Consider the following 20,844-nt stretch of genomic DNA (forward strand, 5'->3'; position numbering starts at 1 on the left):
CGGCCCGGCCCCAGGTCACATCCGCGACACGTTCCGCTCGTACACCAGCCGCAGCCCCACCAGCGTCAGCCAGGGCTCGTGCTCGTCGATCACCGACGACTCTCCGAGCACCATCGGCGCCAGCCCGCCCGTGGCGATCACCGTCACGTCCTCCGGGTCCTCCGCGAGCTCCCGGGCCATCCGGCCCACCACGCCGTCGACCTGCCCGGCGAAGCCGTACACGATCCCGGACTGCATCGCCTCGACCGTGTTCTTCCCGATCACGCTCCGCGGCCGGGCCACCTCGATCTTCCGCAGCTGCGCCCCCTTGACCCCGAGCGCCTCCACGGAGATCTCGATACCGGGCGCGATGACACCGCCGACGTACTCCCCGCGCGCGGACACCGCGTCGAAGGTCGTCGCCGTGCCGAAGTCCACGACGATCGCGGGGCCGCCGAACAGTTCGACGGCCGCCACCGCGTTGATGATCCGGTCCGCGCCGACCTCCTTGGGGTTGTCGGTGAGGATCGGCACCCCCGTCTTCACCCCGGGCTCGACCAGCACGGCCGGCACATCGCCGTAGTAGCGCCGCGTCACCTCGCGCAGCTCGTGCAGCACGGACGGCACGGTCGCGCAGATGGCGATCCCGTCGATGCCGTCGCCCAGTTCGTCCCCGAGGAGCGGGTGCATGCCCATCAGGCCCTGGAGCAGTACGGCCAGCTCGTCCGCCGTGCGGCGGGCGTCCGTGGAGATCCGCCAGTGCTCGACGATGTCCTCGCCGTCGAACAGCCCGAGGACGGTGTGCGTGTTGCCTACGTCGATGGTGAGGAGCATCGCGACTACTCCGCCTCGCGCAGATCGAGGCCGATGTCGAGGATCGGCGAGGAGTGGGTGAGCGCACCCACGGCGAGGTAGTCGACCCCGGTGTCGGCGTACGCGCGCGCGTTGGCCAGCGTCAGCCGCCCGGAGGCCTCCAGCGCGGCCCGCCCGTGCACGAGCGCGACCGCCTCCTCGCACTCACCGGGCGTGAAGTTGTCCAGCAGGATCAGGTCGGCGCCCGCGTCCACGACCTCCCGCAGCTGGTGCAGGGTGTCGACCTCGACCTCGATCGGCACGTCCGGGAAGGTCTCCCGGACGGCCTTGAAGGCCTGGGCGACGCCACCGGCGGCGACCACGTGGTTGTCCTTGACCAGCGCCGCGTCGGACAGCGACATCCGGTGGTTGACCCCGCCGCCGCAGCGCACCGCGAACTTCTCCAGTGACCTGAGGCCGGGAGTCGTCTTCCTCGTGTCCCGCACGCGTGCCTTGGTGCCCTCCAGTGCGTCCGCCCACGCGCGCGTGGCGGTCGCGATGCCCGAGAGCCGGCACAGCAGGTTGAGCGCGCTGCGCTCGGCGGTGAGCAGGTCACGCGTGCGCGTGGTGACCGACAGGAGCTTCTGTCCCGCCTCCACCCGGTCGCCGTCCTCCACGTGCCGCTCGACCTCGAACTCGTCCTCGCAGACCACCGAGACGACCGCCTCGGCGACCCTGAGGCCGGCCACGACGCCCGCCTCGCGCGCGACGAAGTCGGCCGTGGCGACGGCGTCCTCGGGGATGGTCGCGACGGTCGTCACGTCCACGCCGTGGTCGAGGTCCTCCTGGATGGCGACATTGGCGATGTCCTCGACCTCCACGGGGTCGAGCCCGGCATCGGCCAGGAGCTGCGCGAGCGCGGGGTCGAGCCCGCACTCCAGGTACTCCTCGTCGAGGCCGTCGGAGGCGGTGCCACAGGCACAGCCGTCGCCGCAGCCGCCGGACGAGGCGAGGGGAAGGTCGTCGGTGCTCACTGGTGTCACTGCTCCTGGAGGTGCTGCCGGGTCGGGGGGAAGTCTGCGGTATCCGTGGTGTGTACGGCGAGGGTCCGGTCGGGATTCAGCCGTACGACGATGTGGCGGCGCCACGCCGTGTCGTCGCGGTCGGGCGCGTCCTCGCGCCAGTGGCAGCCGCGCGTCTCCTCGCGCTGCAGGGCCGCGGCGGCCAGGACACGGGCCACGCACAGGAGGTTGGTGGCCTCCCAGGTGTCGACGCCGGGCTCGGCCGTCTTGCCGTTCTCGGCGAGGGCGTCCCGGGCGTCGGTGTGCAACTGCTGCAACTCGTCGGCGGCCTTGGACAGGGACTCGGCGGAGCGCAGCACGCCCGCGCCCTGGGTCATGATCCGCTGGATCGCGAACCGGGCCTCGGGGGCGAGCAGCGGGTGCGCGGGCCTCTCGGGCTGTTCGACGGGGGCGGGCACGCGCGCGTGGAGGCCGGCGCGGCTCGCCGTGATGTCGGCGGCGATGCGCTCGGCGTAGACAAGTCCCTCCAGGAGGGAGTTGGAGGCGAGCCGGTTCGCGCCGTGCACGCCGGTGCAGGCGACCTCGCCGCACGCGTACAGGCCCGGGACGGTCGTGCGGCCCTTGGAGTCGGTGCGCACGCCGCCGGAGGCGTAGTGGGCGGCCGGTGCGACCGGGATGGGCTCGGTGACCGGGTCGATGCCGTGGGCGCGGCAGGCGGCGAGGATCGTCGGGAAGCGGTGCTCCCACATCTCGGCGCCGAAGTGCCGGGCGTCGAGGAACATGTGCTCGGCGTCCCGCTCCTGCATGCGGCGCATGATGCCCTTGGCGACGATGTCGCGGGGGGCGAGCTCGGCCAGTTCGTGCTGCCCGGTCATGAAGCGCACGCCGTCGGCGTCGACCAGGTGGGCGCCCTCGCCCCGCACGGCCTCGGAGACCAGCGGCTGCTGGCCCTCGGCGTCCGGGCCGAGGAACAGCACGGTGGGGTGGAACTGCACGAACTCCAGGTCGCTGACCTCGGCGCCCGCGCGCAGGGCGAGCGCCACACCGTCGCCCGTCGACACGCTCGGGTTGGTGGTCGCGGAGAACACCTGGCCCATGCCGCCGGTCGCGAGGACGACCGCGGGGGCGTGCACGGCGCCCACGCCGTCGTGCTGGCCCTCGCCCATGACGTGCAGGGTGACACCCGCCGTGCGGCCGTCGGCGTCGGTCAGCAGGTCGAGCACGAGCGCGTTCTCGATGGTGCGCAGTCCTCGCGCGCGTACGGCCTCGACGAGCGCCCGGGAGATCTCCGCGCCGGTCGCGTCACCGCCCGCGTGCGCGATCCGGCGCCGGTGGTGGCCGCCTTCGCGGGTGAGCGCGAGGTCGCCCGCCTCGGACTCGTCGAAGTGCGCGCCGGTCGCGATGAGGCGGCGTACGGCGTCGGGTCCCTCGGTGACGAGGATCCGCACGGCCTCCTCGTCGCACAGGCCCACGCCCGCGACCAGCGTGTCGTCCAGGTGCTGTTCGGGGGTGTCGCCCTCGCCCAGGGCCGCGGCGATGCCGCCCTGCGCCCAGCGGGTGGAGCCGTCGTCGAGGCGGGCCTTGGTGACCACGACGGTGCTCAGGCCCTCGGCCTGGCAGCGCAGGGCCGCGGTGAGGCCGGCGACGCCGGAGCCGACGACCACGACGTCCGCGTCGATGGACCACCCGGGGGCGGGGGCGTGGAGGTGGAGGTGAGCGCGAAGCGCTCTCGTTTGAGGGTGGTGGTGGGCGACGGGCGGGCGTATGCCTGTGCTGGTCACGAGGCGGCTCCGAAGGTCAGCGGGATGTTGTCGATCAGCCGGGTCGTCCCCACCCGGGCTGCGACGGCGAGGACGGCCTCGCCGGTGAAGTCGTCCTCGATCTCGGTGAAGTCGGTCGGGTCGACGAGTGCGAGGTAGTCCAGGGCGAGCGGGGGGTCGAGGCGCCCGGCGTCGTCCAGGACCAGCCGGGCGGCCGCGCGGACCGCCGACGGGGCTCCGGGCAGGGCCTTCGCGACCGCGTGCGCGTCGGCGGCCGCGCGGGACTCGCCCAGGGCGCTCAGGGCCTCGGCACGCGCGTGCGTGGCGGGCACCTCGAGGGCCCGCGCGCGCAGCGCCTCCTGTGCAGCGTGCCGGTCGCGCCCCGCGAACAGGGCGCGGGAGAGCGCGAGCGCCGTGCGCCGTTCCCGCGGTGAGAGGTAGCGGTTGCGGCTGGAGAGGGCCAGGCCGTCGTCCTCGCGCACAGTGGGCACGCCGACGATCTCGACGCCGAAGTTCAGGTCGCGCACCATCCGGCGGATCAGGGCGAGCTGCTGGGCGTCCTTCTGGCCGTAGAGGGCGATGTCGGGGCGGGTGAGGTGGAGCAGCTTGGCGACGACGGTGAGCATGCCGTCGAAGTGGCCGGGGCGCGAGGTGCCCTCCAGGCGCTCTCCCATCGGGCCCGCGCTGATGCGCACCTGGGGCTCGCCGCCGGGGTAGACCTCGTCGGCGGCGGGCGCGAAGACGGCGTCCGCACCGGAGTCCTCGGCGATCTTGAGGTCGGCGTCCAGGGTGCGCGGGTAGCGGTCGAGGTCCTCTCCCGCGCCGAACTGGAGGGGGTTCACGAAGACGGTGACGACGACCTCGCCGTCCGGTCCGGCGATCTCGCGCGCGGTGCGGACCAGGGTGGCGTGGCCCTCGTGCAGGGCGCCCATGGTCATCACGACGGCCCGGCGTCCCACGCGCGTGCGGGCGTGCAGTTCGTCGGCGGTACGCAGCAGGGTGGTGGTCATCGGGCGTCTCCCTCGGCGCCGTCGGTCCCGGTGGCGAGTACCCCCAGGAGGTCCTCGGCGAGCTCCGGCTTGAGCAGTCCGTGGGCGAGCGCGCGGTCGGCGGTCGCGCGGGCCATCGCCAGATAGCCCGCGACGGTCTGCGGGGCGTGCTCGCGCAGTTCCGTGACGTGCGCGGCGACCGTTCCCGCGTCCCCGCGCGCGACGGGTCCGGTGAGCGCCGCGTCTCCGGAGCGCAGGGCGTTGTCCAGGGCGGCGCCGAGCAGCGGGCCGAGCATCCGGTCGGGGGCTTCGACACCCGCCGAGCGCAGCAGCTCCATGGCCTGTGCGACCAGGGTGACCAGGTGGTTGGCGCCGAGGGCGAGGGCCGCGTGGTACAGCGGGCGCTTGTCCTCCTCGATCCACTCGGGCTCGCCGCCCATCTCGATGACGAGGGCCTCGGCGGCCAGCCGCAGTTCCTCGGGGGCGGTGACGCCGAAGGAGCAGCCCGCGAGGCGCTGGACGTCCACCGGGGTGCCCGTGAAGGTCATCGCCGGGTGCAGGGCCAGCGGCAGGGCGCCCGCGCGCAGAGCGGGGTCGAGGACCTTCGCGCCGTACCGCCCGGAGGTGTGCACGAGCAGCTGCCCCGGACGCACCGCGCCGGTCTCGGCGAGGCCCTCGACGAGACCGGGCAGGGTGTCGTCGGGGACCGTCAGCAGCACCAGGTCGGCGCGCTGGAGGACGTCCGCCGGGGTGACGAGCGGGACGTCCGGGAGCATCAGCGCGGCTCGTCGCCTGGAGGAGTCTGAGACTCCGGAGACGGCCACCGGACGGTGTCCGGCGAGCTGGAGGGACGCGGCGAGCGTCGGCCCCACCCGGCCGGCGCCGACGACGCCGACGGTGAGCCGCGCGGGGCGGTCCTTGCTGTCTGGCTGTTGGGCTGTACTCACGCGACGGCGGCCTTCCCGTTCCAGTCCGCATCTGGGTACCGGACGATTTCTCGTCATGTTAACGCGATCGGTTCGGGGGGCGTCCGGTTGTCCACAGGCTGTGGGTTTCCGTGGGCCGCGCGTGCGGAAATCGGCGTGCCCGGGTTCGGGGGCGCAGGAGATGATCCGCGCATGAGTGACAAACAGGAGCACGGGGCCGGGCAGGCGGCGGACCAGGTACGGCCGGAGCAGGTCACGGAGGAGGCGCCGTCGGAACACCTCACGGAGGAGGACCGGCTCCTGCGCCGCCGCGCACGGCGCATCGGCGCCTACCGGAGCGCGGAGCGCACACTGGCGCGTCTCGGACTGTACGCGCCCCTCCGCGAGCGCCTGGCTCTGCTCGACGGGGCGCACACCTTCTACGACCTGGACGAGCCGTCCGACCTCTACGGCAACGGCGTCGTCGCTGCTCTGGAGGAGAAGGTCGCGGGTCTCCTCGGCAAGGAGGCCGCCGCGTTCTTCCCGACCGGCACGATGGCCCAGCAGGTGGCACTGCGCTGCTGGGCGGGCCGCACCGGCGACCCCACCGTCGCCCTGCACCCCCTGGCCCACCCCGAGGTGCACGAACGCGACGCCTTCCAACAGGTCTCCGGTCTGCGCCCGGTCCATGTGACGAGCGAACCGCGACAGCCCACGGCCGACGAGATACGCCACTTCGAGGAGCCCTTCGGGGCGCTGATGCTGGAACTGCCCCTGAGGGACGCCGGCTTTCTGCTGCCCACCTGGGAGGAGCTCACCGAGGTCGTGGAGGCGGCACGCGAGCGGGACGCGGTGGTGCACTTCGACGGGGCACGCCTGTGGGAGACCACCGTCCACTTCGGCCGCCCCCTGGCCGAGATCGCGGACCTCGCGGACAGCGTCTACGTGTCGTTCTACAAGTCCCTCCAAGCCTTCGGGGGTGCCGCGCTCGCCGGCCCGAAGAGCCTGATCGAGGAGGCGAGGACCTGGCGGCACCGCTACGGAGGCGCGGTCTTCCAGCAGTTCCCCACCGCCCTGTCGGCCCTCGCCGGACTGGAACACGAACTGCCCAGGCTGCCCGAGTACGTGACCCACGCGCGCGTGGTGGCCGCCGCACTGCGCGAGGGGTTCGCGCAGGCCGGGGTGCCGTGGGCGCGGGTCCACCCCGAGGTGCCGCACACCTTCGACTTCCAGGTCTGGCTGCCGTACGGCGTCGACGAGCTCTCCGAGGCGGCGATCCGGCAGTCGGAGGAGACGAAGACGGCCCTGTTCATCTCCCCCTGGGACGAGAAGGGCCCTGGCCTGTCCATGACCGAGGTCAACGTCCGTGCCGCCGCCCTGGAGTGGACGGCGGCCGACGTGAAGGCGGCGGCGGTCGATTTCGTCGCCCGGCTGCGGGAGGTCGCCGCCTAGGGATCAGCGGCTCGGGCGGGCCTGCCCGTGCAGCCGACGGCGCAGCGCGTGCCTCAGCCGCGCCCGGGCGGGCCGCTCCGCCAGGACCGCCCGGAACCGCCGGTACTCGCGCAGTTCGCGCACGACCCGTACGTCGTGGGTGCCGGGCGCGGGCGGAGCGGGGGTACCGAACTGCCGGGCACGGTAGGTGTCGAGGAGGTACTGCTGGGTGATGCTCATGACTCCAGGCTGAGCCGCTGGCGGCGGCCGCGTCGCGTCGATTGACGGCCACCGTCAATCGTGGACGGCGTTGTCAGTGGCGGGGTGCACCATGAGGTCATGAGCGTGCGCATCGACATCGCGGGGCTGCGGCCGGAGAGGGTCGCCGTCGTGCCCTCGCCCCTGGCCGAGCTCGGCATGGCGCTGCACGCGCTGGCCGAACCGGGGCACCATCCGGGACTCCAGGCCTGGGTGACGGGTGTGACCGCGCGGCTCGACCCGCATCTGGCCGACCGGATGTGCGAGGCGGACTTCCTGTGGCGGACGACGTTCTCGGACCTGTTCATGCCGTTCGCCGGGGTCGCCGGCCGGGCCACCCTCCCCGGCACCTGCATCGCCGAGGACCTGGACCTGCTCGACAAGCTGACGGACGAGCAGTTCGTAGACGCGGCCCTGGAGTTCACCTGTGCGCTGCCGTACTCCTCGCACGGCCCGAGCGTGCTCTCCGACAGCGCGCTGCACCGGCGTGCCCTGGAGCTGGCCGCCTCGCGCGGACCGCGCCAGGTGCGGTTCGCCGAGCGGCTGCTGGCCGACCCGCCCCGGATCCGCGCCTGGTTCCGGCAGTTCGTGGCGGACTGCGACGAGGCGTTCTTCGCGGACACCTGGTCGCGGCTGCGCCACCAACTCGCGGCGGACGCCCGCCACAAGACGGACCTGCTGCGCCGCAAGGGCCTCGCGGAGGCGCTGACCGCGGTGTCGCCGGCGGTCACGCTCGACGAGCACGCGGGCCACATCACGGTCGACAAGCTGGGCATCGGACACAGCGCCACGGCGGACGGCGGTCTGCTGCTGATCCCCACGAGCCTGGGCTGGCCGCACCTGAGCGTCCTGCACCGGCACGGCTGGCAGCCCGCCCTGCACTACCCGGTCGGCTCCCCCGAGCTCGCCTCCCCGCCCTCGGTCGAACAGCTGACCCTGCGGCTGACCGCGCTGTCCCATCCCGTCCGGATGCGCCTGTGCCGGCACCTGGCCCGCAGCGCCTACACGACCAGCGAGCTGGCCCAGGTGCACGGCATGACCGCCCCGGAGATATCCCGGCACCTGAGCGTCCTCAAGAAGGCGGGCCTGGTCACCACCCGCCGCCGCGGCCGGTACGTCCTGCACCAGCTGGACGTCACCGTGGTGGCGCGGCTCGGCAGCGACTTCCTGGAAGGGATATTGCGGTAGCCCGAGCCCGGACGGTGTCTGCCCGGGCCGTGGGTTCCCGAGCCGTGTCCGTCCGAGCCGTGTCCGTCCGGACCGCATCCGTCCGGACCGCGTCCGGCCGGGCCGTCTCTCAGCCCTGCCCGCCCGCGCGCACCAGCCCCGTCTCGTAGGCGAGGACCACCACCTGCACCCGGTCCCGGAGGCCCAGCTTGGTCAGGATGCGGCCGACATGGGTCTTCACGGTCGCCTCGGACAGCACCAGCCGGGCCGCGATCTCACCGTTGGACAACCCCTGGGCGACCAGCACCATGACCTCGCGCTCGCGGCCGGTGAGCCGCTCCAGCTCCTTGTGCTGGGGCTCCTTGCCGGTGGTGGGCAGCATGGGCGCGAACCGGTCGAGCAGGCGCCGGGTCGTCGAGGGGGCGACCACGGCGTCACCGCTGTGCACCGAGCGGATCGCGGTGAGCAGCTCGCCGGGAGGCACGTCCTTGAGCATGAAGCCGGAGGCGCCCGCCTTCAGCCCGGAGAAGGCGTACTCGTCGAGGTCGAAGGTGGTCAGGATCAGCACCTTCGGCGGGTCGGGCTCCGAGCAGATGCGGCGGGTGGTCTCCACACCGTCGAGCTTCGGCATGCGGACGTCCATCAGGACGACGTCCACGGCGGTCGAGCGCAGCACCTGGAGGGCCTCCACACCGTCCCCCGCCTCCGCGACGACCTCCATGTCCGGCTGGGCCGCCAGCACCATCCGGAACCCGGTGCGCAGCAGCACCTGGTCGTCGACGAGCATCACGCGGATCGTCATCGGGCCTCTTCCGTTTCCTCGGGGTCGTACGGCATGTCGTCAGGGGGCGTGACAGGTGTCAACAGGGGGCGCGCGTCGGTGTCAATGCGCTGGTTTGAGCGGGAGCAGCGCGCTGATGCGGAATCCTCCGCCGGGGCGGGGGCCCGCGTCCAGGGTGCCGCCGACCATGCCGACCCGCTCGCGCATGCCGATCAGGCCGTGGCCCGCGCCGTCGGCGCCGCCTTCCTCGTACAGCTCGTGCGGGGCGCCCTTGCCGTCGTCCTCGACGAGCAGGCCGAGGCCGTCGTCGAAGTAGACCAGGCGCACGCTCGCGCCCGCGTTGGGCCCGCCGTGCTTGCGCGTGTTGGTCAGCGCCTCCTGCACGATGCGGTACGCGGTGAGCTCGACACCGCTGGGCAGCGGGCGCGGGGTGCCCTCGATCTTGAAGTCGACGGGGAGCCCGGAGCCCCGGCACTGCTCGACGAGGTCCTCGATCTGCTCGACATCGGGCTGCGGCACGTACTCGCCGCCCTCCTGGTGCTCGCCGGTGCGCAGCACGCCCAGCAGGCGGCGCATCTCGGCGAGGGCCTGGCGGCCGGTGGAGGAGATGGTCTCCAGGGCCTTCTTGGCCTGGTCGGGAGCGGCGTCGAGGACATAGGCGGCGCCGTCGGCCTGGACGACCATGACGGACACGTTGTGCGCGACGACGTCGTGCAGCTCGCGGGCGATCCGGGCGCGCTCGGCGGCGACGGCGACCTTGGCCTGTGCCTCGCGCTCCTTCTCCAGGCGGGCGTTGCGCTCCTCCAGCTGCGCGAAGTAGGCGCGGCGGGTGCGGATCGAGTCGCCGAGCACCCAGGCCAGGGCGAACGGCACCGTCTGGAAGATCACGATCGCGACGTTGCCCAGCACGCCGGAGTGCTCGTTGGGCCAGCGCAGCTGCGCGACGGGGGCGGCGCACAGGCCGATCGTCAGCGCCAGCCGGGAGGCCCAGCGGGCGCCCGTGGCGGCCACCGTGTAGACGATCACCAGGAAGGCGAAGTCCGCGCTCGTGGTCTCCACGTCCAGCGCGAGCTGCGCCACACCGAGCCCGACGGCCAGCAGCAGCATCCGCTCCGGCATGCGCCTGCGCAGCGCGACCACCAGGCACAGCAGCAGGACGATCGGAACGATCGCCAACGAGGACTCGGTCCCCCGGGACTCCCCACGGGCGGTTTCGCTGGCGAGCGAGACCCCGAACAGGAAGACGGCCCAGAAGACGTCCACCCCTGTCGGGTGCCTGCGGAGGAAGTCATAGAGGCGCTGCACGTAACCCAGCGTAGGGAAGCGTGATGCGTGCAGGGGTCAACCGGAGGACCGATCCGTACCGCCCGCGCGTACTCCCCAAGGTGGAGGCCCTGTTCCCCTGGGCGCCTAGCCTGACGGCGTGACCAATGACACGACCGACGGCTGGACCGGCTGGCGGGCGGCAACCGAGGCCGCCCTCTACGGCCCGGACGGCTTCTACCGCAGGCCGGAGGGGCCCGCCGGACACTTCCGTACGTCCGTGCACGCCTCCCCGTTGTTCGCCGAGGCCGTGGCCCGGCTGCTGTGCCGCCTCGACGAGGCGCTGGACCGGCCGGCCCGGCTCGACTTCGTCGACATGGCCGCGGGGCGGGGCGAGTTGGCGGGCGGCGTTCTCGCCGCGCTGCCCGCGGAGGTGAACGCCCGCACGCGCGTGTACGCCGTCGAGGTCGCCGACCGCCCTGCCGCTCTCGATCACCGGATCGAGTGGCTGTCCGAGCCGCCGAAGGACATCACCGGGCTGCTGTTCGCCAACGAATGGCTGGACAACGTGCCCGTGGAGATCGCCGAGACGGACTCCTCGGGCCTGCCGCGACGGGTTCTCGTACGGCGTGACGGCCGCGAACGCCTCGGGGAACCGGTCGCCGGCGCGGAGGCCGAGTGGCTGGACCGGTGGTGGCCGCTGCCGGCCGAGGAAGGGCTGCGGGCCGAGATCGGCCTGCCCCGGGACGAGGCGTGGGCGTCGGCGGTGGCGACGGTCGGCCGGGGGCTCGCGGTGGCCGTCGACTACGCGCACACGGCGTCCTCGCGCCCCCTGTTCGGGACGCTCACCGGCTTCCGTGAGGGGCGCGAGAGCGCACCCGTGCCGGACGGCTCGTGCGACCTCACGGCCCATGTGGCGCTGGACGCGTGCGCGCTCCCCGGAGGGCGCGTACTGACACAACGCGATGCCCTGCGCGCCCTGGGCATCGAGGGCGCACGCCCCCCGCTTTCACTGGCCTCCACGCAACCCGCTGAGTACGTACGCGCCCTCGCGCGCGCCGGGCAGGCCGCCGAACTCACCGCGGCGGGCGGCCTCGGCGACTTCGGCTGGCTGATCCAGCCCGTCGGCGTCGACGGCCTACTTGTCGACGGCCTATTCGTCGACGGCCTACTTGTCGATGTCCCCGACCACGAAGAACAGTGAGCCCAGGATCGCCACCATGTCCGCGACCAGCGTGCCCGGCAGCAGCTCGACCAGCGCCTGGATGTTGTTGTAGGAGGCCGAGCGCAGCTTCAGCCGGTACGGGGTCTTCTCGCCCTTGCTGACGAGGTAGTAGCCGTTGATGCCGAGCGGGTTCTCGGTCCACGCGTACGTGTGGCCCTCGGGCGCCTTGAGCACCTTGGGCAGGCGCTGGTTGATCGGCCCGGGTTCGAGTTCCGCGAGCCGGTCCAGGCAGGCGTCGGCGAGGTCGAGGGCGTTGTGGGTCTGCTCCAGGAGGACCTCGAAGCGGGCCAGGCAGTCGCCCTCGTCCCGGGTCACCACCTTCAGGGTGTCCTGGAGTTCCCCGTAGGCGAGGTACGGCTCGTCGCGGCGCAGGTCGAAGTCGACGCCCGAGGCGCGCGCGACGGGCCCGCTGACGCCGTACGCGTGGACGGTCTCCGGGGCGAGGACGCCCACGTCCCTGGTGCGCCCCCGGAAGATCTCGTTGCCGAGCACCAGGTCGTCGAAGCGGTCCATGCGCGAGCGCACGGCGGAGACGGCCGCACGCGCGCGTGTGCTCCAGCCAGCCGGCAGGTCCTCCTTGAGGCCGCCGACCCGGTTGAACATGTAGTGCATCCGGCCGCCGGAGACCTCCTCCATGACGTTCTGGAGGACCTCCCGCTCCCGGAACGCGTAGAAGACCGGGGTGATGCCGCCGAGCTCCAGCGGATACGAGCCCAGGAACATCAGGTGGTTCAGCACCCGGTTGAGCTCGGCGAGCAGCGTGCGCGTCCACACCGCGCGCGTGGGGACCTCCATGCCGAGCATCCGCTCCACGGCGAGGACCACGCCCAGCTCGTTGGAGAAGGCCGACAGCCAGTCGTGGCGGTTGGCGAGCATGATGATCTGGCGGTAGTCGCGCGCCTCGAACAGCTTCTCCGCGCCGCGGTGCATGTAGCCGATCACCGGCTCCGCGCTCATGATGCGCTCGCCGTCCAGGACCAGCCTCAGGCGCAGCACGCCATGGGTGGACGGGTGCTGCGGTCCGATGTTGAGCACCATGTCGGTGCTCTCCGCGGCGCCACCGATGCCGACCGTGGTCTCCGTCGTAGGAGTCATGGACACAGTCTCTCCTACGTACGCTGGCCCCATGGAGACGGGGAGCGGGCAGAACACAGAGGTCGCGGGCGACGAACCGGTATGGACCGGGCTGCCGCGGGGGCTGCTGCGGATGCGGCGGCTGTTGCTGGTGGTGTGGCTGGGACTGCTCGCGGTGGCCCTGGGGCTGCTGCTCGGGCTGTTGTGCCGGCCGGTGTGGGCGGCGTTCGCGCTGCTGCCGCTCGCCCTCGCCGGCTGGGGCTGGGTGGTGCTCGGCCGCAACTGGCGCTCCTGGCGCTACGCCGAGCGCGCCGACGACCTGCTGATCAGCCGGGGTGTGCTGTGGCGCGAGGAGACCGTCGTGCCGTACGGCCGCATGCAGCTGGTGGAGGTCACCTCCGGACCCGTGGAGCGGCACTTCGGGCTGGCCAGCGTGCAGCTGCACACCGCCGCCGCGGCGACCGACGCCACCATCCCGGGTCTCGACCCGGCCGAGGCGGAGCGGCTGCGCGACCGGCTCACCGAGCTCGGCGAGGCCCGATCGGCGGGCCTGTGACGACGCCGGGCGTCGACGACGCCGTACACGAGAAGCGGGAGCAGGAGCCCGTCGCCGAGCGGCGGCTGCATCCCATAACGCCGCTCAGGCGGGCGTGGGCTCCGGTCGCCGTCGTCATCGGGTGGGCCGTGCACGACCCCGACCAGGCACAGCGCCAGCTGACCCGGCTGACGACCACCACCTTGCTGATCGCCCTCGCCGTCATCGTCCCGGCCGCCGCCCTGTACGGCTTTCTCACCTGGTGGTTCACCCACTTCGCGGTGACCGACACCGAACTGCGCATCCGCACCGGCCTGTTGTTCCGGCGCACCGCGCACATCCGGCTGGAGCGGATCCAGGCGATCGACGTCACCCAGCCGCTCCTCGCGCGCGTGGCCGGTGTCGCGAAGCTCCGGCTGGACGTCGTCGGCACCGACAAGAAAGACGAACTGGCCTTCCTCGGGGAGCGCGAGGCGCGGGCCCTGCGCGCGGAACTCCTCGCGCGCGCCGCCGGGTTCGCCCCCGAGACCGCGCACGAGGTCGGCGAGGCACCGGCGCGCGAGCTGATGCGCACGCCTCCACGCGATCTCGCACTCTCCCTGGTGCTGACGGGCGCCACCTGGGGCGCGCTGGTCTCCGCCCTCGTCGTACCGCCACTGCTGTGGTGGGCCACCCACAGCCTGTGGACGGTCCTCGCGACCGCCGTACCGCTGCTCGGCGCGGCGGGGGCGAGCAGCGTGGGCCGGTTCGTCACCGAGTACGACTGGACGGTGGGCGAGTCCCCGGACGGGCTGCGCATCGACCACGGCCTCCTGGACCGCACCCACGAGACGGTGCCGCCGGGGCGGGTGCAGACCGTACGGATCGTGGAGCCGCTGCTGTGGCGGCGGCGCGGCTGGGTGCGCGTCGAGCTGGACGTGGCCGGGTCGTCCAACTCCGTGCTGGTGCCGGTCGCGCCGCGCGAGGTCGCCGAGGCGGTCGTCGCGCGCGTGCTGCCCGGAGTGACCGTGCCGCCGCTCTCGGCGCTGCCACGGCCTCCGCGGCGGGCCCGGCGGTGCCTGCCCCTGTGGTGGCGCGGCCACGGACTCGCCGTCACCGACGCGGTGTTCGCCTCGCGGACGGGGCTGCTGCGCCGGCGCCTGGCGCTCGTCCCGCACGCGAAGGTCCAGAGCGTCCGGCTCACGCAGGGGCCCTGGGAGCGGCTGTGGCGGGTCGCCGATGTTCATGTGGACACGGGAGCGAACAAGACCGTCACGGCCCGCCTGAGGGACGCTCAGGAGGCCGCGGAGCTGCTCGGGGCGCAGGCGGAGAGGTCGCGGACGGGACGGAAAGGGGCACGGCCCGACCGCTGGATGGTCTGACCGTGCCCCGTCGGGGCCTTCGCGCGACCCGCGCGTCCGTCAGGACACGGCGCTGCGCAGCCCCTGCAGGTCGATCTGTTCCGTCTCGTCGTGGGCCGTCAGGTCGATGACCTGGCCGATGCCCCGCGACTCCTCGTCGGCCGGCTTGAACTCCGACTCCGACTCGGCCTTGTGCAGGGCGAGGGCCTCCTGGCCGACGACATCGGCGAGGTCCTCGTTCTGCACGGCCTCCAGCGCGTCCTTCGAGGCCCCCGCCTTCGTGCCGAAGAAGTCGAACCCGCCCTCGACCCGCGGGCGTCGCACGGGAGCCGTGGGCACGACCGCCACCGCGGTCGGCGCGATGAAGTGCCCGGCGGGCTGCTGCGGCTGGGCGGCTCTCGCCGTGGTGGTGGCGGCCGCGCGCTCATGCCCGTCGACCGCCTCGGGCTTCCCCCGCGCCTCGTCCTCCTGCGCGGCCTCCGCGTCGGTACCGGCGGTGTCCGCCGCGGCGGGACCGGTGTTCGACGGCTGCTTCTCGGAGTCGGCCTCGGCCTTGGGACCGGTCTTGGGATCGACCTTCGCCCGCGTCTTGACGGGCCCGTCGCCGCCGTCCTCGTCGAGCCGCTTCAGCGCCGCGTTCGCCCGCAGGAACAGCCGGGACCCCTCCGGGGAGAAGATCGCGGGCCGCTCCGGCTTCTCCTCCGTGTCCTCAGAAGTCCCCGTGCCCTCAGAAGTCTTCGCGTCCTCGGCCTTCCCCGGCGCCTCGGTCCCCGCCTCGGCCTCGGTCTCGGGCCCGTCCTCGGCAGCCACCGCCACGGGCTGCCCGTCGGCCGGCTCGGCCGACGGCAGCGCACGCGCCGGGGCGGCTTCTATCTCCAGCAGCCGGCGGCCCTCCAGGGCGCTCGCCCGCTCGGTCTCCGCCGTGGCGTACCGCCGCAGCAGCGCCGCGTGTTCGTTGCGCAGGCCCGCCAGTTCCGCGCGCTTCGCCCGCAGCCGCTGCTCCAGCTTGACGCGCAGCTCCCGCGACTCCTCGAGGTCGGTCTCGAGTTCGGCGACCCGCTCCTCGTGCCGCCACTCGTCGCTCGCCCGCGCGCGCGTGAGGTCGGCGACCTGCTTGCCCGCCTGCGCGTCCCAACGGCGCATGACGGCCGCCCCGACGACCGCGACCGCCGCGGCGAACGCGGCTATCACGCGCAGCACGGCCTGTTGGGAGAACACCCAGGGGCCGAAGGCGCAGACGAGGGAGACGCCTGCGATCGCCGACGGCGGCAGCAGCCTGTGCAAAGGCGGGGAATGGCGGTGACGTCCACGTGGCATGGCCAGAAACTTACCGCGAGTAGGCGAACCTTGGTGCCCCGCCCCGTAAAAACACAGCCATCCCGCGGCCTTCACATGACATCAGGAATCGCAACGGCCGCCGAATTCGGCCTATTGATCACTCCTCGATCACGCACCGATCACGCACCGGTCGCTCATCGGCCGCTCAGCCGCCCACTGACCCACTCCAGGGTCGCCGGGATCTCCCGCCGCCAGGTGTTGAAGTTGTGCCCGCCGCTTTCGAGGATGATCGACGAGATCCGTGTCGTTTCCGTCGCCTTCACCCGCTCTATGAACTTCAAGGTGTCCTTGTAGTTCTTCTCGCCCACCTTGCTGCTGGTGACGAGCAGTGAGGTGTCCGGCGCGGGCAGGTGCTTGAGGCACCACCACAGGTTCGCGCGGTTGCGCAGCTTCTTGTCGCCCTGGAAGAGATCGCCCGTGGTGGCGTCGACGGGGGCTTTGTAGTACGGGGACAGGCCCGCCCCCGCCGCGTAGACCTGGGGATGGTGCATGGCGAGCTTCAGTGCGCAGTAACCACCCGTGGAGTCCCCGATGATCCCCCAGCTCCCCCGTTCCCTGCCCACCCTGTAGTGCGCGGTCACCGCTTCCGGAAGGTCCTTCGCGAAGAACGTCTCGGTCTGCGGACCGTCCGGAACGTCCGCGCACTCGGTGTCGCGCGGCGGCGCCACCGTCGGCCGCAGCATCACCAGGATCATCGGCCGCATACGGCCGTCCTTGGTGAGTTGCAGAGCCGTGCGCGGATAGTGGAGTTTGTCCACCAGCGCTCTCGCGGTGCCCGGATAACCGGTGAGCACGACGGACGCGGGGAAGGTACGCGTGCGATAGCGCTCCTGGAAATACTCCGGCGGGAGATAGACGTACGCGGGACTCGCGATGTGCGACGTGGGGCCGATGATGTCGACCTTCTGGACCTGCCCGACCGACGACGGCCGAAAGCCGCTCCTTCCGGGCACGCCCCCGATCTCGGTCACCCTCAGGGGCCCGCTCGACCGGTCGCCCGGGGTGTGGTCGACCACCACGCCCTGGTCGTTCTCCCGGCCGAACAGGTCGGCCCAGGAGGCGTAGAAGCCGAAGGCCTGGTTGGCGACGAGTCCCACCGACACGAAGATCAGGAGCTGCGTCGCGAGCAACAGCCCGATACGGCCGCTGACGGACCGCCAGCCACGGCGCGCCAGCCGTGGCCAGAGCCACACCGTGCCGGCGAAGAGCGCTACGGCGGCCAGGACCGCCGGCACCAGCGTGTTGTTGCTCGTGAGACCCATTGCTTGCTTTCGCTTTCCTCGGCCTTTGAAACGGCTTTGAGGAGGTGAGTGAACCTCTCCTCACGAGACACCGTCCTAGAGGGCGCAATGTCGCCGGATGCCCGAATCGGGGCACTCCGGATCCAAAGTCACTCGCAGAACCACGGGATGCGATGTCTGTCAGGACAGATGAGGAAATGTCGGGCGGGGTTCCGATCCGATCAACACGGCTGCGGCGTGCACTGCACGGCCCACGCCCCGAGGCCGTCCCCGTCCTCGTCGCCAGAGCCTGCGCGCTCGTAGGGCTTCTGGACATCGCCGCCGGCGTCTTCCCACGCTTCAGGCACAGCCGTATGCACACCATGGCCGAGGTGCTGCCCGGCGCGCTCGGCCCGTTCGCGGCCGCGCTCTCGCTCAGCACCGGCGTGCTGTTGCTGCTGCTCGCCCACGGCCTCAAACGCCACAAGCGCCGGGCCTGGCGGGCGGCCGTGGCACTGCTGCCGGCGGGCGCGCTGGCGCAGTTCACCTACCGCCACTCACTCGTCGGAGCCGCCATCTCGCTCGCCCTGCTCGCGCCGCTGCTGCGCCACCGCGACCAGTTCAGGGCACTGCCCGACCCGCGCAGCCGCTGGCGCGCGCTCGCCAACTTCGTCCTCATGAGCGCCGGTTCCCTCGTCCTCGGGCTGATCATCGTCAGCGTCCACCCGAACCGCCTGGTCGGCGACCCGAGCCTGGCCGATCGCCTCACGCACGTCCTGTACGGCCTCTTCGGCTTCGAGGGCCCGGTCGACTACCAGGGCGACACCTCGTGGACCGTCGGCGTCTCCCTGGGCGCCCTGGGCCTGCTCACGGCGATCACGACGATCTACCTCGCCTTCCGTCCCGAGCACCCCGCCGCGCATCTCACCGAGGAGGACGAGTCCCGTCTCAGGGCGCTCCTCGCCAAGCACGGCGGCCGCGACTCGCTCGGCCACTTCGCGCTGCGCCGCGACAAGGCCGTCGTCTTCTCCCCCAGCGGCAAGGCGGCGGTGACCTACCGGGTCGTCTCCGGTGTGATGCTCGCCAGTGGCGACCCGATCGGCGACGTGGAGGCCTGGCCGGGCGCCATCGAGCGCTTCATGGACGAGGCCAAGGCGCACTCCTGGACGCCCGCCGTCATGGGCTGCTCGGAGACCGGCGGCGAGGTCTGGACCCGTGAGACCGGCCTGGACGCGCTCGAACTGGGCGACGAGGCGGTGGTGGACGTCGCGGATTTCTCGCTCGCCGGCCGCGCGATGCGCAATGTCCGCCAGATGGTCAAGCGCATCGAGCGGGCCGGTTACGAGACCCGCGTACGGCGCGTCCGTGACCTCGGGGAGACGGAGCTGGCACGCGTGCGGCAGGCCGCCGACGACTGGCGCGGCACGGACACCGAGCGCGGTTTCTCGATGGCCCTGGGCCGCATCGGCGACCTCGCCGACGGCGACTGCCTCATCGCCACCGCCCACAAGGCCGACGACCAGCCCGGCCCGTACGGCGACCTCAAGGCGATCCTGCACTTCGTGCCGTGGGGCACCGACGGCGCCTCCCTCGACCTCATGCGACGGGACCGCTCCGCCGACCCCGGCATGAACGAACTGCTGATCGTCGCCGCCCTCCAGGCGGCCCCCAAGTTCGGCATCACGCGCGTGTCGCTGAACTTCGCGATGTTCCGCTCGGCCCTCGCGCGCGGCGAGAAGATCGGCGCAGGGCCGGTGCTGCGCGCCTGGCGGGGCCTGCTGGTGTTCCTGTCCCGCTGGTTCCAGATCGAGTCCCTGTACAAGTTCAACGCGAAGTTCCAGCCCCGCTGGGAGCCCCGCTTCGTCGTGTACCGGGCCTCCGGCGATCTCCCGCGCATCGGCTTCGCCGCGATGCAGGCGGAGGGCTTCGTCAATCTGGCCCTCCCGCTGCCGCGCTTCCTGCGCCGCCGCTCGCACAGCGCACGCGTGTGTGCCCACGCGGTCGGAGAGCGCGACGTGAGAGCGGCGTGACCGCTCGCTCCGGGACTGGCCCGGACGGAAGCCCACCCCTCCTCCAGCCCGGGGCTTCCGTCCGGGCCGCGCGGTCCTGCGGCTCCGCGCGGGGCCTAGGCTGAACGCATGAGCAAGCAGAGCGGACGCGGGCGCGTCGCCGGCCTTCCGGAATGGGACCGCTGCGCGGTCATGGGGGTCGTGAACGTCACGCCCGACTCCTTCTCCGACGGCGGCCGCTGGTTCGACACGACGGCCGCCGTCAAGCACGGCCTCGCCCTCGTCGAGGAGGGCGCCGACCTCGTCGACGTCGGCGGCGAGTCCACCCGCCCCGGCGCCACCCGCGTCGACGAGGCCGAGGAGCTTCGGCGCGTGGTCCCCGTCGTCCGCGGCCTCGTGTCCGAGGGCGTCACGGTCTCCGTCGACACCATGCGCGCCTCCGTCGCCGAACAGGCCCTCGCCGCCGGCGCGTCCCTCGTCAACGACGTCAGCGGCGGCCTCGCCGACCCGGCGATGATCCCGGTCGTCGCCGACGCGGGCGCCCCCTTCGTCGTCATGCACTGGCGGGGCTTCCTGGAGGGCGGCAACGTCAGGGGCGTCTACGACGACGTCGTCGCCGAGGTCCTCGACGAGCTCCACGCGCGTGTGGACGCCGTCCTCGCGGGCGGCATCTCCCCCGACCGTCTGGTCGTCGACCCGGGTCTCGGCTTCTCCAAGGACGCCGAGCACGACCTGGTCCTCCTCGCCCACCTCGACCGCCTTCTCGGCCTCGGCCACCCCCTGCTCGTCGCCGCTTCCCGCAAGCGGTTCCTGGGCCGTGTCCTCGCCGGGCCCGAGGGTGCCCCGCCGCCCGCGCGCGAGCGCGACGCCGCCACGGCCGCCGTCTCCGCGCTCGCGGCGCAAGCCGGCGCGTGGGCGGTGCGCGTGCACGAGGTGCGCGCCACGGCCGACGCGGTACGGGTCGCCCGCGCCGTGGAAGGAGCGCGCACCGACGGCGCGAGCACCGCGGACAACGGCGCGGAAGGATCCCGGTGAGCGCCCCCCACACCGACGTGGAACAGGTGGAAGCCGCCAACACGGCCTTCTACGAGGCGCTGGAGCGCGGCGACTTCGAGGAGCTGTCCTCGTTCTGGCTCACCCCCGCCGACCTGGGCGTCGACGAGACCTACCACGACCCGGCTGACGTCGGCGTGGTCTCCTGCGTGCACCCCGGCTGGCCCGTGCTGACCGGACGCGGCGAGGTCCTGAGGTCGTACGCGCTGATCATGGCGAACACTGACTACATCCAGTTCTTCCTCACGGACGTGCACGTCTCCGTCACCGGTGACACCGCCCTGGTGACCTGCACCGAGAACATCCTCAGCGGCGGCCCGGCGCCCGAGGGCGGCGAGGAGCTCGGCCCGCTCGTCGGCCAGCTGGTGGTCGCCACGAACGTGTTCCGCCGCACCCCCGAGGGCTGGAAGCTGTGGTCCCACCACGCTTCCCCGGTGCTGGCCGAGAACGGCGAGGAAGAGGACGAGGAAACGCCTTCCTGAACCCGTCGGGACCAAGAAGTGGTTGGAATCACGAACCCCTGGGTATGGGCGGCTACCAACCCGTGAGCCGCCGGGTTCCCCAGGGGAAACACCCGGTGAACCCTCCGGGCCCGGGCAGCGGCCGCGCCCCCGTGGCCCGGTCCTGTCAGTGCTCGCAGGTAGATTCGTTCGAGGCCGGGGTACCGCCCGCACGCGGTACGGACCGGCCGTCACCGACGATT

19 protein-coding genes are annotated in these 20,844 nt (G+C 72.6%); 8 read left to right on the forward strand and 11 right to left on the reverse strand.

Translation table 11 applies throughout. The annotated features are described in order from the left end of the window. Window positions 1–15 precede the first annotated feature (15 nt). From D1369_RS17825 to D1369_RS17845, 5 genes are read right to left on the reverse strand one after another with little or no spacing between them, the layout of a single operon-like run. Window positions 16–813: a type III pantothenate kinase gene (locus D1369_RS17825; RefSeq protein WP_007383766.1), complete on the reverse strand. Its 798-nt coding sequence runs from the start codon at window positions 811–813 to the stop codon at window positions 16–18. 5 nt (window positions 814–818) lie between these two features. Beyond that, window positions 819–1,805 (reverse strand): carboxylating nicotinate-nucleotide diphosphorylase, encoded by a 987-nt coding sequence (gene nadC, locus D1369_RS17830; protein WP_007383765.1) that lies wholly within the window; start codon window positions 1,803–1,805, stop codon window positions 819–821. A 5-nt stretch (window positions 1,806–1,810) separates the two neighbouring features. After that, window positions 1,811–3,559, reverse strand: a complete 1,749-nt coding sequence (locus tag D1369_RS17835) for an L-aspartate oxidase (protein WP_118083140.1) — start codon at window positions 3,557–3,559, stop codon at window positions 1,811–1,813. 11 nt (window positions 3,560–3,570) lie between these two features. Then, window positions 3,571–4,563, reverse strand: coding sequence for a pantoate--beta-alanine ligase (panC, locus tag D1369_RS17840; RefSeq protein WP_007383763.1), 993 nt, complete (start codon window positions 4,561–4,563; stop codon window positions 3,571–3,573). Further along, on the reverse strand, window positions 4,560–5,489 hold the full coding sequence (locus D1369_RS17845) for a DUF2520 domain-containing protein (protein WP_037900985.1): 930 nt from the start codon (window positions 5,487–5,489) through the stop codon (window positions 4,560–4,562). The genes panC and D1369_RS17845 overlap by 4 nt, the downstream gene beginning before the upstream one ends. Window positions 5,490–5,660: 171 nt before the next feature. Here D1369_RS17845 and D1369_RS17850 point away from each other — a divergent pair, with 171 nt between their 5' ends. Further along, window positions 5,661–6,899, forward strand: a complete 1,239-nt coding sequence (locus D1369_RS17850) for a beta-eliminating lyase-related protein (protein WP_007383761.1) — start codon at window positions 5,661–5,663, stop codon at window positions 6,897–6,899. A gap of 3 nt (window positions 6,900–6,902) precedes the next feature. On the opposite strand, the gene D1369_RS17855 is transcribed toward D1369_RS17850, so the two are convergent. Further along, window positions 6,903–7,118, reverse strand: a complete 216-nt coding sequence (locus D1369_RS17855; RefSeq protein WP_007383760.1) for a hypothetical protein — start codon at window positions 7,116–7,118, stop codon at window positions 6,903–6,905. A gap of 99 nt (window positions 7,119–7,217) precedes the next feature. Between D1369_RS17855 and D1369_RS17860 the strand changes: the two genes are divergently transcribed. Next, entirely contained in the window at window positions 7,218–8,324 is a 1,107-nt protein-coding gene (locus tag D1369_RS17860; protein WP_007383759.1) for a DUF5937 family protein, read from the forward strand. Between the two features lie 109 nt (window positions 8,325–8,433). Here D1369_RS17860 and D1369_RS17865 read toward each other — a convergent pair whose 3' ends face one another. Both D1369_RS17865 and D1369_RS17870 read right to left on the reverse strand, forming a co-directional pair. Further along, the gene (locus D1369_RS17865) at window positions 8,434–9,105 is read right to left on the reverse strand and encodes a response regulator transcription factor (protein WP_007383758.1); all 672 of its coding nucleotides are present in this window, start codon (window positions 9,103–9,105) and stop codon (window positions 8,434–8,436) included. Window positions 9,106–9,186: 81 nt separating this feature from the next. Then, complete coding sequence (locus D1369_RS17870) at window positions 9,187–10,389, reverse strand: sensor histidine kinase (protein ID WP_007383757.1); 1,203 nt, start codon at window positions 10,387–10,389, stop codon at window positions 9,187–9,189. Between the two features lie 118 nt (window positions 10,390–10,507). On the opposite strand from D1369_RS17870, the gene D1369_RS17875 reads away from it, so the two are divergent. Next, window positions 10,508–11,551, forward strand: coding sequence for an SAM-dependent methyltransferase (locus D1369_RS17875; protein ID WP_007383756.1), 1,044 nt, complete (start codon window positions 10,508–10,510; stop codon window positions 11,549–11,551). Here the strand turns inward: D1369_RS17875 and D1369_RS17880 are convergent. Next, window positions 11,516–12,667, reverse strand: coding sequence for an NADH-quinone oxidoreductase subunit D (locus tag D1369_RS17880; RefSeq protein ID WP_007383755.1), 1,152 nt, complete (start codon window positions 12,665–12,667; stop codon window positions 11,516–11,518). The two genes, D1369_RS17875 and D1369_RS17880, sit on opposite strands and share 36 nt — an antisense overlap. Before the next feature lie 31 nt (window positions 12,668–12,698). Between D1369_RS17880 and D1369_RS17885 the strand changes: the two genes are divergently transcribed. Both D1369_RS17885 and D1369_RS17890 read left to right on the forward strand, forming a co-directional pair. Then, a complete protein-coding gene (locus D1369_RS17885) occupies window positions 12,699–13,202 on the forward strand; it encodes a PH domain-containing protein (protein ID WP_007383754.1) in 504 nt (167 codons plus the stop codon). Next, the gene (locus D1369_RS17890; protein WP_007383753.1) at window positions 13,199–14,542 is read left to right on the forward strand and encodes a PH domain-containing protein; all 1,344 of its coding nucleotides are present in this window, start codon (window positions 13,199–13,201) and stop codon (window positions 14,540–14,542) included. The genes D1369_RS17885 and D1369_RS17890 overlap by 4 nt, the downstream gene beginning before the upstream one ends. A 39-nt stretch (window positions 14,543–14,581) precedes the next feature. On the opposite strand, the gene D1369_RS17895 is transcribed toward D1369_RS17890, so the two are convergent. Together D1369_RS17895 and D1369_RS17900 are read right to left on the reverse strand one after the other, a co-directional pair. Next, window positions 14,582–15,838, reverse strand: a complete 1,257-nt coding sequence (locus tag D1369_RS17895; RefSeq protein ID WP_162951019.1) for a hypothetical protein — start codon at window positions 15,836–15,838, stop codon at window positions 14,582–14,584. Window positions 15,839–15,993: 155 nt separating this feature from the next. Next, window positions 15,994–17,121: an alpha/beta hydrolase-fold protein gene (locus D1369_RS17900; RefSeq protein ID WP_007383751.1), complete on the reverse strand. Its 1,128-nt coding sequence runs from the start codon at window positions 17,119–17,121 to the stop codon at window positions 15,994–15,996. Between the two features lie 176 nt (window positions 17,122–17,297). Here D1369_RS17900 and D1369_RS17905 point away from each other — a divergent pair, with 176 nt between their 5' ends. The 3 genes from D1369_RS17905 to D1369_RS17915 all read left to right on the forward strand — a co-directional run bounded on the left by D1369_RS17905 (window position 17,298) and on the right by D1369_RS17915 (window position 20,623). Then, the gene (locus D1369_RS17905) at window positions 17,298–19,109 is read left to right on the forward strand and encodes a phosphatidylglycerol lysyltransferase domain-containing protein (RefSeq protein WP_007383750.1); all 1,812 of its coding nucleotides are present in this window, start codon (window positions 17,298–17,300) and stop codon (window positions 19,107–19,109) included. 108 nt (window positions 19,110–19,217) lie between these two features. Beyond that, a complete protein-coding gene (gene folP / locus D1369_RS17910; protein ID WP_007383749.1) occupies window positions 19,218–20,123 on the forward strand; it encodes a dihydropteroate synthase in 906 nt (301 codons plus the stop codon). Further along, a complete protein-coding gene (locus D1369_RS17915; protein WP_007383748.1) occupies window positions 20,120–20,623 on the forward strand; it encodes a nuclear transport factor 2 family protein in 504 nt (167 codons plus the stop codon). The genes folP and D1369_RS17915 overlap by 4 nt, the downstream gene beginning before the upstream one ends. Window positions 20,624–20,844 lie beyond the last annotated feature (221 nt).

The organism is Streptomyces sp. CC0208, from assembly GCF_003443735.1.
Classification (GTDB): Bacteria; Actinomycetota; Actinomycetes; order Streptomycetales; family Streptomycetaceae; genus Streptomyces; species Streptomyces sviceus.

Bases quoted from the DNA above. Each gene is read 5' to 3' on its own strand.
- D1369_RS17825 (WP_007383766.1), bottom strand. From the start codon at position 813: ATGCTCCTCACCATCGACGTAGGCAACACGCACACCGTCCTCGGGCTG.
- panC (WP_007383763.1), bottom strand. From the start codon at position 4,563: ATGACCACCACCCTGCTGCGTACCGCCGACGAACTGCACGCCCGCACG.
- D1369_RS17850 (WP_007383761.1), top strand. From the start codon at position 5,661: ATGAGTGACAAACAGGAGCACGGGGCCGGGCAGGCGGCGGACCAGGTA.
- D1369_RS17855 (WP_007383760.1), bottom strand. From the start codon at position 7,118: ATGAGCATCACCCAGCAGTACCTCCTCGACACCTACCGTGCCCGGCAG.
- D1369_RS17860 (WP_007383759.1), top strand. From the start codon at position 7,218: ATGAGCGTGCGCATCGACATCGCGGGGCTGCGGCCGGAGAGGGTCGCC.
- D1369_RS17865 (WP_007383758.1), bottom strand. From the start codon at position 9,105: ATGACGATCCGCGTGATGCTCGTCGACGACCAGGTGCTGCTGCGCACC.
- D1369_RS17880 (WP_007383755.1), bottom strand. From the start codon at position 12,667: ATGACTCCTACGACGGAGACCACGGTCGGCATCGGTGGCGCCGCGGAG.
- D1369_RS17885 (WP_007383754.1), top strand. From the start codon at position 12,699: ATGGAGACGGGGAGCGGGCAGAACACAGAGGTCGCGGGCGACGAACCG.
- D1369_RS17895 (WP_162951019.1), bottom strand. From the start codon at position 15,838: ATGCCACGTGGACGTCACCGCCATTCCCCGCCTTTGCACAGGCTGCTG.
- D1369_RS17900 (WP_007383751.1), bottom strand. From the start codon at position 17,121: ATGGGTCTCACGAGCAACAACACGCTGGTGCCGGCGGTCCTGGCCGCC.
- D1369_RS17905 (WP_007383750.1), top strand. From the start codon at position 17,298: ATGTCGGGCGGGGTTCCGATCCGATCAACACGGCTGCGGCGTGCACTG.
- folP (WP_007383749.1), top strand. From the start codon at position 19,218: ATGAGCAAGCAGAGCGGACGCGGGCGCGTCGCCGGCCTTCCGGAATGG.